Origin of the sequence: Streptomyces collinus (assembly GCF_031348265.1) — a bacterium.
In the GTDB taxonomy this organism is placed as follows: domain Bacteria; phylum Actinomycetota; class Actinomycetes; order Streptomycetales; family Streptomycetaceae; genus Streptomyces; species Streptomyces collinus.
In genome coordinates this window covers 8,557,674-8,572,157 of record NZ_CP133771.1, presented here as the reverse complement: position 1 = coordinate 8,572,157, position 14,484 = coordinate 8,557,674, and the positions used below count along the sequence as shown (strand labels likewise).

At 71.9% G+C, this 14,484-nt stretch carries 14 protein-coding genes; 10 read left to right on the top strand and 4 right to left on the bottom strand.

Annotation, left to right across the window (positions count from 1 at the left end; genetic code table 11):
• Positions 1 to 339: 339 nt before the first annotated feature.
• The 3 genes from RFN52_RS38705 to msrA form a co-directional block, all read right to left on the bottom strand.
• Positions 340 to 531 carry a hypothetical protein gene (locus tag RFN52_RS38705; protein WP_184853571.1) on the bottom strand — a complete coding sequence of 64 codons (192 nt, stop codon included), beginning with the start codon at positions 529 to 531 and terminating at the stop codon, positions 340 to 342.
• A 95-nt stretch (positions 532 to 626) separates the two neighbouring features.
• Complete coding sequence (locus RFN52_RS38700) at positions 627 to 2,069, bottom strand: aldehyde dehydrogenase (protein WP_184853570.1); 1,443 nt, start codon at positions 2,067 to 2,069, stop codon at positions 627 to 629.
• 172 nt (positions 2,070 to 2,241) lie between these two features.
• The gene (gene msrA / locus RFN52_RS38695) at positions 2,242 to 2,751 is read right to left on the bottom strand and encodes a peptide-methionine (S)-S-oxide reductase MsrA (protein WP_184853569.1); all 510 of its coding nucleotides are present in this window, start codon (positions 2,749 to 2,751) and stop codon (positions 2,242 to 2,244) included.
• Positions 2,752 to 3,025: 274 nt separating this feature from the next.
• Here msrA and RFN52_RS38690 point away from each other — a divergent pair, with 274 nt between their 5' ends.
• From RFN52_RS38690 to RFN52_RS38645, 10 genes are all read left to right on the top strand, one after another.
• On the top strand, positions 3,026 to 3,514 hold the full coding sequence (locus RFN52_RS38690; protein WP_184854204.1) for a TetR/AcrR family transcriptional regulator: 489 nt from the start codon (positions 3,026 to 3,028) through the stop codon (positions 3,512 to 3,514).
• A gap of 308 nt (positions 3,515 to 3,822) precedes the next feature.
• Positions 3,823 to 4,350, top strand: a complete 528-nt coding sequence (locus tag RFN52_RS38685; RefSeq protein WP_184853568.1) for a hypothetical protein — start codon at positions 3,823 to 3,825, stop codon at positions 4,348 to 4,350.
• 398 nt (positions 4,351 to 4,748) lie between these two features.
• Complete coding sequence (locus RFN52_RS38680; protein WP_184853567.1) at positions 4,749 to 6,875, top strand: hypothetical protein; 2,127 nt, start codon at positions 4,749 to 4,751, stop codon at positions 6,873 to 6,875.
• 99 nt (positions 6,876 to 6,974) lie between these two features.
• On the top strand, positions 6,975 to 8,492 hold the full coding sequence (gene pelF / locus RFN52_RS38675; RefSeq protein ID WP_184853566.1) for a GT4 family glycosyltransferase PelF: 1,518 nt from the start codon (positions 6,975 to 6,977) through the stop codon (positions 8,490 to 8,492).
• Complete coding sequence (locus RFN52_RS38670) at positions 8,489 to 9,907, top strand: hypothetical protein (RefSeq protein ID WP_184853565.1); 1,419 nt, start codon at positions 8,489 to 8,491, stop codon at positions 9,905 to 9,907. Before pelF ends, RFN52_RS38670 begins: the two co-directional genes overlap by 4 nt.
• Positions 9,908 to 9,958: 51 nt before the next feature.
• Entirely contained in the window at positions 9,959 to 10,960 is a 1,002-nt protein-coding gene (locus tag RFN52_RS38665) for a GDP-mannose 4,6-dehydratase (RefSeq protein WP_184853564.1), read from the top strand.
• A gap of 43 nt (positions 10,961 to 11,003) precedes the next feature.
• Entirely contained in the window at positions 11,004 to 11,717 is a 714-nt protein-coding gene (locus tag RFN52_RS38660) for a nucleotidyltransferase family protein (RefSeq protein WP_184853563.1), read from the top strand.
• A 7-nt stretch (positions 11,718 to 11,724) separates the two neighbouring features.
• Positions 11,725 to 12,618 (top strand): NAD-dependent epimerase/dehydratase family protein, encoded by an 894-nt coding sequence (locus RFN52_RS38655; RefSeq protein ID WP_184853562.1) that lies wholly within the window; start codon positions 11,725 to 11,727, stop codon positions 12,616 to 12,618.
• On the top strand, positions 12,615 to 13,277 hold the full coding sequence (locus RFN52_RS38650) for a spherulation-specific family 4 protein (RefSeq protein ID WP_184853561.1): 663 nt from the start codon (positions 12,615 to 12,617) through the stop codon (positions 13,275 to 13,277). Before RFN52_RS38655 ends, RFN52_RS38650 begins: the two co-directional genes overlap by 4 nt.
• A complete protein-coding gene (locus tag RFN52_RS38645) occupies positions 13,274 to 14,095 on the top strand; it encodes an endo alpha-1,4 polygalactosaminidase (RefSeq protein ID WP_184853560.1) in 822 nt (273 codons plus the stop codon). Before RFN52_RS38650 ends, RFN52_RS38645 begins: the two co-directional genes overlap by 4 nt.
• A gap of 89 nt (positions 14,096 to 14,184) precedes the next feature.
• On the opposite strand, the gene RFN52_RS38640 is transcribed toward RFN52_RS38645, so the two are convergent.
• A complete protein-coding gene (locus RFN52_RS38640; RefSeq protein ID WP_062931053.1) occupies positions 14,185 to 14,463 on the bottom strand; it encodes a GlsB/YeaQ/YmgE family stress response membrane protein in 279 nt (92 codons plus the stop codon).
• Positions 14,464 to 14,484: the final 21 nt, after the last annotated feature.

The window sequence follows — 14,484 nt, the reverse complement described above, 5'->3', positions numbered from 1 at the left end:
GCCGGTGATGTCCTGCACTGCCCCGTCGCTCCGCCTCACCCGGCGCGGACGGCGAGCCCGGCCCCATGCGACCGGCCCTCGCCGGAGAACCACATCCGGCGCCGCCGGCTCGCGCCGCCACCGGCCTGTCCCGGTTCCGGGCCGACTCGCCGTACGACGCGTCGATGTCGACCAGGTCCGGGCGGTCCGCGGCGACGCGCTGCGCCAGCCCCTGCATGAGGTGCACGTCCCCGGCCGTCACCTGCTCGGCATTCGCCATGGTGCGTCACCGTGCCGGGATCCCGCAGGACCGTCGAACCGTTTGGGCCCTGACCAGGGCACGGGGGATGACAGGGGGGTCTACAGGCCCAGATCGAGCGCGAGGCACGAGTAGTACTTCCACGAACCCTCGGGGTTGTACGCGTTCGCCCCGCCCCTCGGTGCGGCTTCCGCCTCCTCGGCCATGTCCTCGAAGCGGGTGCGCTCGGGGAGCTTGCCGAACCGCGCGTGCCGTGCCGCTGCGGCGGTGTCCGTCGACAGTTCCTTGCCCATGACCGGTCTCCCTTGCGGAATCACGCTGGTTCCTCGGACGAGGATCAGCATGCCCCTCCCGGCGTCACCTGTCAAACCGGTGACGTGAGCGGGCATCAGACGGTGATGGTCTTGTACTCGGTGTAGGCCCCCAGGCCGACCGCGCCGTACTCGCGGCCGATGCCACTGGCCTTGAAGCCGCCGAACGGGCCGTCGAAGGCGATCGGCGCACCGTTGACCGTGACGGTTCCGGTGCGGACCCGGCGGGCGACCGCCAGGGCACGGTCCTCGTCGGCGGACCAGACGCCGCCGGAGAGGCCGTACTCGGAGTCGTTGGCGATGCGGACGGCGTCGTCCTCGTCGTCGTAGGCGATGACGACCAGGACCGGGCCGAAGATCTCCTCCTGAGCGATGCGCATCGAGTTGTCGACGTCGGCGAAGACCGTGGGGGTGACGTAGTTGCCCTTCTCCAGTCCCTCGGGGATCTGCGGGCCACCGGTGACGAGGCGGGCGCCTTCCTCGATGCCGAGCCGGATGTAGCCGCGCACCCGCTCCTGCTGGTCGGGGCGGATCATCGGACCGATGAAGGTGTCGGGGTCACCCGGGTCGCCCACCTTCAGCGACTCGACCAGTTCCTTCACCGCGGCCACGACCTCCTCGTACCGGCCGCGGGGGGCGAGAATGCGGGTCTGGGCGATACAGGACTCGCCGTTGTTGAGCAGGGAGCCGAACTTCAGGCCCGCGACCGCCTTCTCGATGTCGGCGTCCGGCAGGACGATGGCGGCGGACTTGCCGCCCAGCTCCAGGCTGACGCGCTTGAGTCGCTCGCCCGCGATCGAGGCGATGCGACGGCCGGCCCGCGTCGAGCCGGTGAAGGCGATCTTGTCGACCTCCCGGTGCGACACGAGGTACTCACTGGTCTCCCGGTCCGCGGGCAGAACACTGATCACACCCTCGGGCAGACCCACCCGCTCCAGCAGTTCGGCGAGGAAGCCCATGCTCAGCGAGTTCTCCGGGGACACCTTGAGGACGACCGAGTTACCCGCGAGCAGGGCCGGGATGATCTTCGTGGTGGCGGAGGAGAAGGGGGAGTTCCACGGGATCACCGCGGCCACGACGCCGATCGCCTCGCGGCGCACCACGCTGCGCACCGGGGACGCCGGGTCGGAGGGCACCAACGCCTCCTCCCAGCCGAACTCCTCCGCCGCCTTCAGATAGGCGTCGGCCTGACGGGTCAGGCCCGGCTGACCGGCCCGGGTGAACCATCCCGCCGAGCCGTTCTCCAGCGAGATGAGGTGTGCGATCTTCTCCGCCTCCCGCTCGCGCAGTGCGTTGAACCGCCGCAGGACCGCGATCCGCTGCGCGGGCGGGGTCGTGCGCCACCCACCCGCCTCGAAGGAGGCCCGGGCCGCCGCGAGCGCCCGGTCCACGTCGGCGGGCTGCGCCTGGGCCGCACGCCCGATCACCGACCGGTCGTGCGGTGAGGTGATGTCCAGCAGCTCCGGATCGCCGGACTCCACCCAGGAGCCTCCGATGAACAGCCGGTCGTAGGTGATCATGCGCTGTCTCTCCTCGGGGAGTAGTTCGAGCCCTGGCAACATCTGTCACTCGACTGTAGCGGTTATGATGCTTTCAGACTCACCGGCGTGTCGAATGCCTGCCGACAAGGCGGGAGAAACGGCGCGTGGCCGGGGAGGGCAGAGCCCTCCCCGGCCACGTCGGCGGTCCGGATCAGCCGCGCCTGGGCAACCGCCAGTTCGGGCGCGGGAAGTGACAGGTGTAGCCGTCCGGGTAGCGCCGGAGGTAGTCCTGATGCTCGGGCTCGGCCTCCCAGAACGCGCCGGCCGGCACCACCTCGGTCACCACCGGGCCCGGCCACAGCCCGGACGCCTCGACGTCGGCGATGGTGTCCTGCGCGACGCGCCGCTGCTCGTCGTCGAGATAGAAGATGGCGGAGCGGTAGCTCAGGCCGATGTCGTTGCCCTGCCGGTCCCTCGTGGTCGGGTCGTGGATCTGGAAGAAGTACTCCAGGATCGCGCGGTAGTCGGTGGCGGTCGGATCGAACACGATCTCGATCGATTCCGCGTGCCTTCCATGGTCACGGTAGGTGGCGTGGGGCTTGTCGTCGTCGCCGCTGTAGCCGACCCGGGTGCGGATCACTCCGGGGAGCGACCGGATCAGCTCCTGCATCCCCCAGAAACAGCCACCCGCAAGCAGGGCCCTCTCCTCGACATCACTCATGACGCATCACCTTTCTCGCCCGCATCCGTCCACACGGGACCAGCCTCGCACACACGCCCTCCGCGTGCAGTCACCATTCTGACAGGTGACGAATGCATCCGTCGCGGCGGCTCCGCCCTCGCTTAACCGTTACATCGGCGTAGCGATTCCCCGATCTCCCTTCACGCGCGTGAGGCGATAGACACGTCAGGCTCCACAGGGCACGCCTAGACTCGGTGCGGTGAGAGCCGACGCCGCGCGCAACCTGGAAGCCGTCCTGACCACCGGAGCGCGCATGCTCGCCGCCGACCCGGGAGCGAGCATCGCGAACATCGCCGCCGAGGCCGGTGTGGACCGCCGCACCGTCTACCGGCGCTTCGCCTCCCGCGAGGACCTCCTGGCCGCGATCCATTCAGCCCGCCTCGCGGCCATCGAGGACGCCATCGAGGACGCCCGGCTGCGCGAAGCCCCCGTCGCCGTCGCCCTGCACCGCTACGTCGAGAACATCATCGCCGTCAACCGCACCTGGCCCGTCGACCTCGCCCGCATGCTCGCCGACGACGGTGTCCACGCCCGCCGGGACGCCTCAATACGCGAGGTGGACGCCTTCCTCCAGCGCGCCGAGGAGGAGGGACTTCTGCGGCCCGGGCCCCCGCAGGGGTGGGCGGGTGCGCTGCTGCCCCAGCTCATGCACCTCGCATCGCGGCAGATGCCCGATCTGAGCCCCGCGCAGGCGGCGGACGTCGTGGTCGACACCTTGCTGCGCGGCCTCGGAGCGTCCTGACCGGCCCCCTCGGCGGGCCGGAATCCGGCGGATGACCGAGAAGCCCAGGGTGATCACGGGCGAAGGAGAGGCCGGCCGGATCCGATACGCGCCAATGTCACGGCCACGCGCCGTGGATGCCGTGGAGGGCGCCCCTCCCGCGCCCCCGGCTCTGCGCGCAGCAACTGCCTGGGCGAACGCGGCTCCCGCCGGGCCGTCACACCTTCGTCACGCATCATCCACACCATGAACACTTCCAGCCGCATGGCGAACCGGGCCTCCCTTTCGGTGCAGACGCTGCGTTCAGCCGCTGCCTACCCTCCGTGGCCATGCGATCACCCCTGATGAGACGTTTCGGTCTCACCGCCGTCCTCGCCCTGGCCCTCGCCGTGTTCGGTCTGGCTCCCGGCGCGAGCGCGGCCGGCCCGGCACCGGCGGAGCTGACCTTCACCACCGACAGCGCCACGACCACGCCCGGCGGCTCGGTCAAGCTGTCGATGACCATCACCAACAACAACACGTACGACGTCTGGTTCGTCTACCAGACGATCGAACCGACCTGGCTCACCACCCAGCGTCCCGATCTGAAGTACGGCTTCAGCGGGTGCAGCCTCACCACCGCGAACGGCCCCACCCCCTGCTCCGGGACCGGCCCGGCCAACCTCGGCGCGAACTACGGCGCCACCATCCCGCCCGGCCAGAGCCGTACGGTCACCCTGACGCTGGACGTCGCCGCCGACTCCGGCTGCAACGGCAACATCGGCTTCTACTCGTACTTCTACGCCGAGTTCAGCGACTCCACGAACGTCAGCGGCGGCCCGGTCTACACGCCGGTGACGCGAGTGCTCTGCCCCTGACGCCCGGTCCGCGACCGGCGAGCGTGACCTGAAAGCCGCCACACCCGGACATCCGCTCCGGTCTGGACCACTGGCATGACGACCGGCGGGCCCCACCGGCCCGCCGGTACGCCGCACAGGGCCCGGACCAGCAGGCCGGGCCCTCGCGCCCGCCAGGTCCGGCCTCGTCCGGCAGCCTGGAACGGATCACTTCTCTTTCGAATGGACCCCATTCGACACCTGCGCTTTTCCGTCATGTTCCGCAACATGACCGCGAAATCTCCACACAGACATCACTATGTGACGCGAACGGATGCGTGACGAACCGGCTTCTGAGGGGGACGCCGGCGGCACGCAAGGGGGTGCGTCCGCTCCACGGGAGCCGTACTCGCCCCTGCCCGGGGAGGGGACCTCACCGCATGAAGCGGACCTTACGCACCACCGTTCTCACGGTGGGCGTGCTCATCGCCGCGCTGGGCCTGCCGGCCGGCGCGGCCCACGCCGACACCACGCCCCGCGTCGATCTGCGGGTGCTGGTGGTGAGCGACGGCGGCCCGTCCACCGACGCGATAGCCGCCGAACTGGCCGCGGCCGGAACGCCGTACACCCGGATCGACCTCACGCAGTCCGGCCGGACCGTGATCGACGCCGGCTTCCTCGCGGACATCGTCGACGGCCGGCCGCGCGCCAAATTCCAGGCCGTGGTGCTGCCCAACGACAACCCGTTCCCGGCCGGCTCCGCCGAGATGGCGGCGCTCACAGCGTACGAGCAGACTTACGCCATCCCCCAGGTCGACGCCTACACGTACGCGCGTCCCGAAGCCGGTTTGCAGTACCCGGTCCACGGGGGCTACTCCGGCAGCATCGACGGGAAGCGGGCGGAGGTGACCGCCGCCGGCAGGTCGGGCCCCTTCGGTTATCTCGACGGGGCGGTGCCCTTCGAGGACAACGACCCGACCGTCGGCGAGAGTTACGCCTACCTGTCGAAGCCCGTGGCGGGGGCCGACTTCACTCCGTACGTGCAGGCGACGATCCCCGGGCAGTCGGCCAAGGGCACGCTGGTGGGCGAGTACCGGCACGACGGGCGGCGCGAACTGGTCGTCACCTTCGTCTACAACCAGTACCAGCAGCAGTTCCGGCTCCTGGCCCGCGGCATCGTGGAGTGGATGACCGGCGGGGTGCACCTGGGCGCCTCACGGAACTACTTCTCCGTCCACGTGGACGACGTCTTCGCCGCCGACGACCGATGGAACAGCACGCTCAACTGCACGCCCGGCGATGTCGACTGCACGGACCCGAACGCGACACCCGACCCGATCCGGATGACGGTCGCCGACGTCGACCACGCCGTCGACTGGCAGAACGACAAGGACTTCACCCTCGACTTCGCCTACAACGGCGCCGGCAGCGTCGACCACCGGGAGGACAACAACGGCGCCGACGCGCTCGCCGACCGGCTGATCGCGCGGCGGGGCGAGTTCCGGTGGATCAACCACACCTACTCGCACCCCTTCCTCGGCTGCGTGCAGGACACGACCGTGGTGCCCTGGAAGTGCGCGACCGACGCCGACGGCAGCACCCGGTGGATGAGCCGCAACGACATCTCCGACGAGATCGCCACCAACCGGGTCTGGGGCGAGAGGGCCGGACTCCCGCTGGTGAACGACGAGTTGGTGACCGGCGAGCACTCCGGCATGAAGGTGCTGCCGCAACAGCCGGAGGACAACCCCAACCTGGCGCTCGCCCTCGGCGACAACGGCATCGGCTGGCTCGGCTCCGACAACTCCCGTGAGCCCGCCCAGCGTCGGGTGGGTCCGGCCACGACCGTGCCCCGCTATCCGATGAACGTCTTCTACAACGCCGGGCGGGCGGCCGAGCAGGTCGACGAGTACAACTGGATCTACACCAGCCGCGCCCAGGGGGGCAGCGGCATCTGTGAGGACAACCCGGCCACCACCACCTGTCTGCCGGCGCCGCTGTCCGCCGCCACCGGCTACGCGGACCACATCGTGCCGCTGGAGACGCGGATCGCGCTCGGGCACGTCCTGGCCAACGACCCCAAGCCGCACTTCATCCACCAGTCGAATCTGGCCGAGGACCGCATCGCCTACCCTGTGCTCAACGGCGTCCTGGACGACTACGAGGCGCTGTTCACGGAGGACACCCCCGTCGTGAACCCGCGGATGCGGGACATCGGCACCGAACTCCGGCGCCGGGCCGACTGGCAGGCCGCCCTCCGGGCCGGCGAGGTCACCGCGCACCGCATCGGCGACACCGTGACCGTCGACGCGCCGGACGGGCTCGCGGTGCCCGCGACCCTGCCCACCGGCGCCAAGGTGGCCGGTGCCGCGTTCGGCGAGGCGTACGCGGGTGCGGTGTCCGGCTGGACGCCCTCCACAGGTGAGCCGCTCACCCTCACCCTGCCGGCATCCGCCCCGGCTCCGGCCGCCGACGCCGGCGGACCCGCCCCGGCCACCGGCCCCGCGCCGAAGACCCGGGTCCCCGCGGGCGTCACCGATCCGGTGGGCCACACCGCAGACGGCTGAACGGCGCACCCGCCCAAGACCGACCGAAGGTCACGGCCGCCCCGGCGGGCGGCCGTGACCGGCCCGAACCACCCCACTCCTCGGCCGTGGAGCACATCGATGCCCGTTCCCCAGGGCGCGCGAGGTACCGGAGCGACGCGCGTCACCCTGCTCACCGAAGGCACCTATCCGCACAGCCACGGCGGCGTCAGCGTCTGGTGCGACCAGCTCGTCCAGGGCATGCCCGACCTCGCCTTCGACGTCATCGCCGTCACCGGAACCGGACGTGAGCCGGTCGTGTGGGACCTGCCCGCGCACGTCTCGGGTGTGCTGTCCGTCCCCATGTGGGGCGCCCCGCCCGAAGGCCGCCCGCCCCGTGGCCGGGCCCGCAACCAACTCACCGCCGCCTACGAGCGGTTCCTGGCCGCGCTGCTCGACCCGCGTGCCGAGGACGGATTCGCACCCGCCCTCTACGCACTGGCACGCGCCGCGTCGGACGGGACGCTGAGCCCCTTCCTGCGAGCAGACCGGGCCGTCACGATCCTCACCGCGCTGTGGAACCGCCCCGGGCTCGCCGTCCGCGAGGCACAGCCGACCCTGCACGACGCACTCACCGCGACCGCCCTGCTGGAGCACGCCCTGCGTCCGCTGGCCGCCCCGGCGCCCGAGTCCGACGTCGCGCACGCGGTGAGCGGCGGGGTCGCCGTCCTGCCGGGGCTCGCCGCCCTCGAACACCACGGCGTCCCACTGCTGTTGACCGAGCACGGGGTGTACCTGCGCGAGCGCTACCTCGGCTATCGCACCGCGCCCTACCGCTGGCCGGTGAAGGCCGTGATCCTCGGGTTCTTCAGGCTGCTCGCGCAGGAGAGCTACCGGCGGGCCGCCCTGATCACACCGGGCAACCGCTACAACCGGCTGTGGGAGGAGGAGGGCGGCGCCGACCCGGCGTCGATCCGCACGGTCTACAACGGCGTCGACCCCGCCGCGTTCCCTGCGGCCGGCCCCGAACCTGACGCCCCGACCCTCAGCTGGGCGGGCCGCGTCGACCCCATCAAGGATCTGGAGACCCTCATCCGGGCCTTCGCCCTGGTCCGCGCCCGACTCCCGCACGCACGGCTGCGGTTGTTCGGCGGGACGCCCCGGGGCGGAGAGGCCTACCGGGAACGCTGCGAGACCCTGGCCGCCGAGCTCGGGCACGCTGACGCCGTGACCTTCGAAGGGCGCGTCGACGACATCAAGGACGCCTACGCCGCCGGGAACGTCGTGATGCTCTCCAGCATCAGCGAGGGCTTCCCCTTCACCCTGATCGAGGCGATGTCCTGCGGGCGGGCAACCGTCTCCACCGACGTGGGCGGGGTACGCGAAGCCGTCGGAGACACCGGGCTCGTGGTGCCTCCGCGCGATCCCGAGGCGATGGCCGCGGCCGCGCTGGAGCTGCTGGGCGATCCCGGACGGCGCAGGGCGATGGGCGAGGCGGCCCGGCTGCGGGTCATCGAGCAGTTCACCCTCCGGCAGACCATTGACACGTTTCGATCCGTCTATCTGGAACTGGCCCATCCAAAGCGGGAGTTGACGGACCTGACCACGGTCAGGACGTCCGCCCCGGCCGTCCACGGCTCCGGAAGCCTCGCCCTGTGAGCGGGCCGATGTCCCTCGAACCCGGCGGTGCCGAGCAGGACACGCTGGCCATCCGGCTGGCCGGCACCCGCCCGCCGCGCCGCCGGCCGCGCTGGGCCCTCGACGACGCCACCCTCGCCATCCGGCTGCCCCGGCGCGGTCCCGACGACGAAGCGGTCAGTGAACTCGCCGCCGAACTCGCCGACCGCATAGGTCCCGCCGTCCACCCCTACGAGGTGGCCGCCCTGCTGGAGGCGGAGGGACTGTCCGCCTCCCTGATCAACGAACGGTACGGCCACCCGAACCTCTTCTCCCTCGCCTCCGCGCTGTACGAGCGGGTGCCGCGCACGTTCCCCGAACCCGCCCCGGCGGCCGACCCGTGGCGCCCCGACACCGTCCGCTGTCTGCTGCGGGGCGTGCTGTTCGCCCTTCCCGGTCTCGCCTACCTGCTGACCGCGCCGCTGTGGAACGCAGGCGGGTACGCCCCCGCCCTCATCGTCGCCGGACTCGTCTCCTGGGCGTGGGGGCAGGCGCTCGGCCACCGTGCGCACCTGCGGCTCGCGATCGGACGCCGGGAGGCGGGCCGTACCCTTTTGGCCGGCGCGCCCGTCGGAGCCGTCGTGGCGACGACGGTCGCCGCGCTGCCCGCCGACGGCGGGCCGGTGACCCTCGTGGCCGCGGCGCAGTCCGCGTACCTGGCAGCGGCCGGTGTCCTGCTGGTGCTGGGCCGGGAGCGGCTGCTGCTGGCCGCGCTGAGCCCACTGGTCGCGGGTGCCGCCGCCCTGCCGTGGTGGGAGCCGGGTCCGGCGCTCCGGGCCGGGCTGCCCCTGCTGGCGCTGCTCGCCACGCTCACCGTGACCGGCCTGGTCCTTCGGGGTGTCCTCGCCGTCCCGGCCGTCGCCGGCGCGGCCCGGCCGCGTCTGCTGTGGTCCCTGCCGTACGGCCTGTTCGGACTGGCCGCGGGGGTGCTGGTGCTGCTGGAGGGGCGGGAGGAGCCGTACGCGGTGATCGTGCTGACGCTGAGCATGGGGCCGGCGGAATGGCTGCTGTACCGCTACCGCGGACTGTCGGTCGCCGCCCTGCGCACCACCGCCACGCCCGCCGGGTTCCTGCTGCGCTCGGCCGGCATCCTCGGCCTCTGTCTGCTCGCCTACCTCGCCCCGCTGCTGCCCGCGGCCCTGCTCTCCGGCGCCGACCCCGTCGCCCTGCTGCTGCTCGCGGCCGTTCTGTGGACCGCGCTGCTGCTCCAGGCGTTCGGGGCGGCCTGGTCGTCGGCCGGGATCTGTCTGACGGCAGCGGGCGGGGCCGGAGCGGTCGTCCTCCTCCGGCTGCCACCAGGCACCGCCCTCGCCTTGCCAGTCGCCTGCGGCGCCGCCGCCCTGTGTCTGTCGGCGTGCGCGCTGTGGCTGCTCGGCCGGCCCGCCCCGCACGCCTGAACCCCGTCCCCACTCCCGCTCCCATCCCACCCATCCGAAGGGACACCGCAGTTGACCTCCGCACCGCTCGCCGCCGTCACCGGAGCCGAGGGCTTCATCGGCTCGCACCTCACCGAGGCGCTGGTCGCCTCCGGACACCGGGTCAGGGCCATGGCCCAGTACAACTCCTTCTCCTCCTACGGCTGGCTGGAGACCCTGCATCCGGACGTCCTGGACCAGGTGGAGATCGTCCTCGGTGACGTCCGTGACCCGGGCTCCGTCCGCGGCCTCCTCGACGGCGCCGACACCGCCTACCACCTGGCCGCCCTGATCGCGATCCCGTACTCCTACCAGGCCCCGCACAGCTACGTGGACACCAACGTCACCGGCACCCTCAACGTGCTGGAAGCCGTGCGGGCCCTCGGCACGCCCCGGCTGGTGCACACCTCCACCAGCGAGACGTACGGCACCGCGCAGACCGTGCCCATCACCGAGGACCACCCCATCAACACCCAGTCCCCGTACGCCGCTTCGAAGGCGGGCGGGGACCGGCTGGCCGACAGCTACCACGCCAGTTTCGACACGCCGGTCGTCACGCTGCGGCCCTTCAACACCTTCGGACCGCGCCAGTCGATGCGGGCGGTCATCCCCACCGTCATCGGGCAGGTCGCGGCCGGGGAGCGCACGATCACCCTCGGCGACCTGCGTCCCACCCGGGACTTCACCTTCGTCAAGGACACCGCGCAGGCCTTCCTCGCCGTCGGTACGGCGCCCGCCGAGCGGGTGGTGGGCCGTACCTTCAACGCCGGTACCGGCGGGGAGATCTCGGTCGGCGACCTGGTCGCGCTCATCGGCAAGGTGATGGACACCGCCCTCGACGTCCGCGAGGACACCGCCCGCATCCGCCCCGCCAACTCCGAGGTGATGCGCCTCGTCGCCGACGCGAGCCAGCTCGCCGCCGCAACCGGCTGGCAGCCCGCGCACACGCTGGAGGAGGGCCTCGCCCACACCGTGACGTTCTTCCGCGACCCGGCCAACCTGGCCCGCTACAAGACCGGCATCTACAACATCTGACCCCGTCCGGCACGTCAGCGCACGTTCACGAAGGAGGAGCCCCATGCACGCAGTGATCCTGGCGGGAGGCAAGGGCGTCCGGCTGCGGCCGTACACCACCGCGCTGCCCAAGCCGCTCGTGCCCATCGGCGACCAGCACGCCATCCTGGAGATCGTGCTGCGCCAGCTGTCCACGGCCGGTTTCACCAGCTGCACCATCGCCATCGGCCACCTCGGCGAGATCATCCGCGCCTACGTCGGCGACGGCTCCCAGTGGGGCCTGGCCGTCGACTACGCCACCGAGGAGAGCCCCCTGGGCACCATGGGCCCGCTGCTCACCCTGCGTGACCGTCTGCCCGAGACCTTCCTGGTGATGAACGGCGACGTCCTCACCGACCTCGACTACGCCGACGTCCTGCGGCGGCACCGCGCGTCCGGGGCTCCGCTGACCATCGCGACGTACGCCCGCAAGGTGCACATCGACTTCGGGGTGCTGACCACCGACTCCAGCAGAGTCGTGGCGTTCACCGAGAAGCCGAGCATGGACTACCGCGTTTCCATGGGCGTCTACGGCCTGTCCCTCGCCACGCTGGAGGGCTACACGCCGGGACTGCCGCTGGGCTTCGACGAGTTGGTGCTCGATCTGCTGAAGACGCAGAACAAGCCGCACGCCTACGAGTTCGACGGGTACTGGCTGGACATCGGCCGCCCGGACGACTACGACCGGGCCAACGCGGAGTTCACCACCCGCAAGTCGCTGCTGCTCAAGGGAGCCTGAGCACGTCATGCGCATTCTCGTCCTGGGCTTCACCGGCTATCTCGGCACTCACGTCGTCGAGCGGCTGCGCGCCCTGCCCGGCGCGCAGGTGCTCGGCGGCGGCCGGTCTCCGGCCGCCGACCTCGACGTCGATCTCGCCCTGGTCCGCCCGGAGCGGCTGGCGAAGGCCCTCACGTCGGCCGCGCCCGACACCGTGATCAACTGCGCGGGCGCGACCGGCGGCGACACCGTCACCCTCGCCGAGGTCAACGCCCGCGGCCCCGCGGTACTGTGCGCCGCACTGCGCGAGGCGGCCCCGGCGGCTCGCCTGGTGCACCTGGGCTCGGCCGCCGAGTACGGCCCCGGCGCACCGGGCATCCCGGTGACGGAGTCGGCGGCCACCTGCCCGGTGGGACCCTACGGCGCGACCAAGCTCGCGGGCACGGTGGCGGTGACCGCCTCCGGGCTGGACGCGGTGGTGCTGCGGGTGGGCAATCCGGTGGGGCCCGGGGCGCCGCCCTCCGGACTGCCGGGCCGGATCGCCGCACTGCTGCGGGAGACCGGCCCCGGACCGGAGGCGGTGCTGCGGCTCGGCGACCTGTCCGCCCATCGCGACTTCGTCGACGTGCGCGACGTGGCACGGGCGGCGGTACTCGCGGCCACGGCCCCGGGTCCGCTGCCGCCCGTCCTCAACATCGGCGGCGGCCGGGCCGTTCCGGTGCGTGACCTGGTGCGCGGTCTGGCCGATCTGGCCGGCTTCCGGGGCCGGATCGAGGAGGGCACGGCCGGCTCGGCCCGTTCCGCGCAGGTGTCGTGGCAGTGTTCCGACATCGCCGCCGCCGGGCGGGCCCTGGGCTGGCGTCCGGCCCACACCCTCGACGACGCGCTGGCCGCGCTGTGGGAAGGGGGCCGCGCGCCGTGAACCTGCTGATCCCGCTGTACGTCCATCCGGCCGAGGACCCGGGCGCCTGGCACCGGCTGATCACCGCCGCGAACCGCACCTACGGGGTCGTCCTCAACCCGGCGAGCGGTCCGGGCGAGGTCCCCGACCCGGCGTTCACCGCCGCTGCCGGTGCGCTGCGGGCCGCGGGGGCGCGTCTGCTGGGCTACGTCGACACCGACTACGGGGTGCGCGATGCCGCGGACATCGCCGAGGACGTGCGCCGGCACCGGGAGTGGTACGCGGCGGACGGCTGCTTCCTGGACCGGGTGACGGCGACCGCGGACGGGCTGCCGGCCTGCCGCCGCCTGGTACGGGCGGTACGCCGGCTGGGTGCGGGGACGGTCGTTCTCAACCCCGGGGTCCATCCGGCCCCGGGCTACGTCCGCCTCGCCGACCTGACCGTCACCTTCGAGGGCCACTGGTCGACGTACGTCTCCGCCTTCAGCCGGCCGGCATGGACCGCACGGCACCCGCCCGAGCGGCTGTGCCACCTCGTCTACGGCGTGCCCGGGGCGCTCGTTCCCCTCGCCGTGCGGACCGCGCACGAGCGCGGAGCGGCGGTCAGCGGGCCGGTGACGGGTGAACCACCCAACCCTTGGGCCCAGTTGACGCCCGCGCTCACCGGAGCGCAGCGATGAGTGGGCGGGTTCCCGTCCGCGCGGCCCTGCTGACCGCCCTGACGACCGCGGTGCTGACGGGCTGCTCCGGCAGCGCCGAGCGATCCGCCGACCCGCCGGGTACGACGTCACCGTCCCGGGCTGTGTGGAAACCCCGTCCTGGTCTCGCCTGGCAGTGGCAACTGGACGGCAGGGTCGACGCCTCGGCCGATGTTCCCGTCTACGACATCGACGGCTTCGAGAACTCCGCGGCGGACGTGGCCCGGCTGCACCGCGCCGGGAAGAAGGTCATCTGCTACGTCAACGTGGGTGCGTGGGAGGACTTCCGGCCGGACCGGGACGCCTTCCCGCACTCGGTGCTGGGCGAGCCCAACGGGTGGGCGGGCGAACGGTGGCTGGACATCCGGCGGCTGGCCGTCCTGCGCCCGATCATGGAACGCCGCTTCGACATGTGCCGCGACAAGGGCTTCGACGCGGTGGAACCCGATCTGGTGGAGGGCTACGGCAACGACACCGGCTTCCCGCTCACGGCCCGCGACCAGCTCAGGTACAACCGTATGATCGCGGCCATCGCCCACGAGCGCGGGCTGTCGGTGGGGCTGAAGAACGACCTGCCCCAGATCCCCCAGCTCGTGGACCACTTCGACTTCGCGGTCAACGAGGAGTGCGCCCAGTACGACGAGTGCGGCGAGCTCTCCCCGTTCATCGCGGCGGGCAAGGCGGTCTTCCACGTGGAGTACACGGAGCCCCGGAGCGGTTTCTGCGCCGAGTCCCGCCGGTTGAAGCTGTCGTCGATGCTGAAGGAACCGGAGCTCGGGGTGTGGCGCCGCCCTTGCTGAGGGTGGTGCGGACGCACCTCGACGGCTCCCTGCCCTGTGCGCGGGGAGGGAGCCGTCGAGGTGCGTCCGGAGGGTCTGCCGTCAAAGGGTCACGCGTGGCGGTGCGAGCGCCGGTTGCCGGTGACGACGCGGTAGAGGGCCAGCAGGATGAGGGAGCCGACGATCGCGGCGATCCAGGTGGAGAGTTCGAAGAACCCGTCGACGGAGTCGACGCCGAAGATGACCTTGCCCAGCCAGCCGCCGAGCAGACCGCCGGCGATGCCGATGAGCATGGTGATGATGATGCCGCCGGGGTCCTTGCCCGGCATCAAGGCCTTGGCGATCGCGCCGGCGAGCAGCCCGATGATGATCCAAGCGATGATGCCCATGGTCCGTCTCCGCTTCGTCGT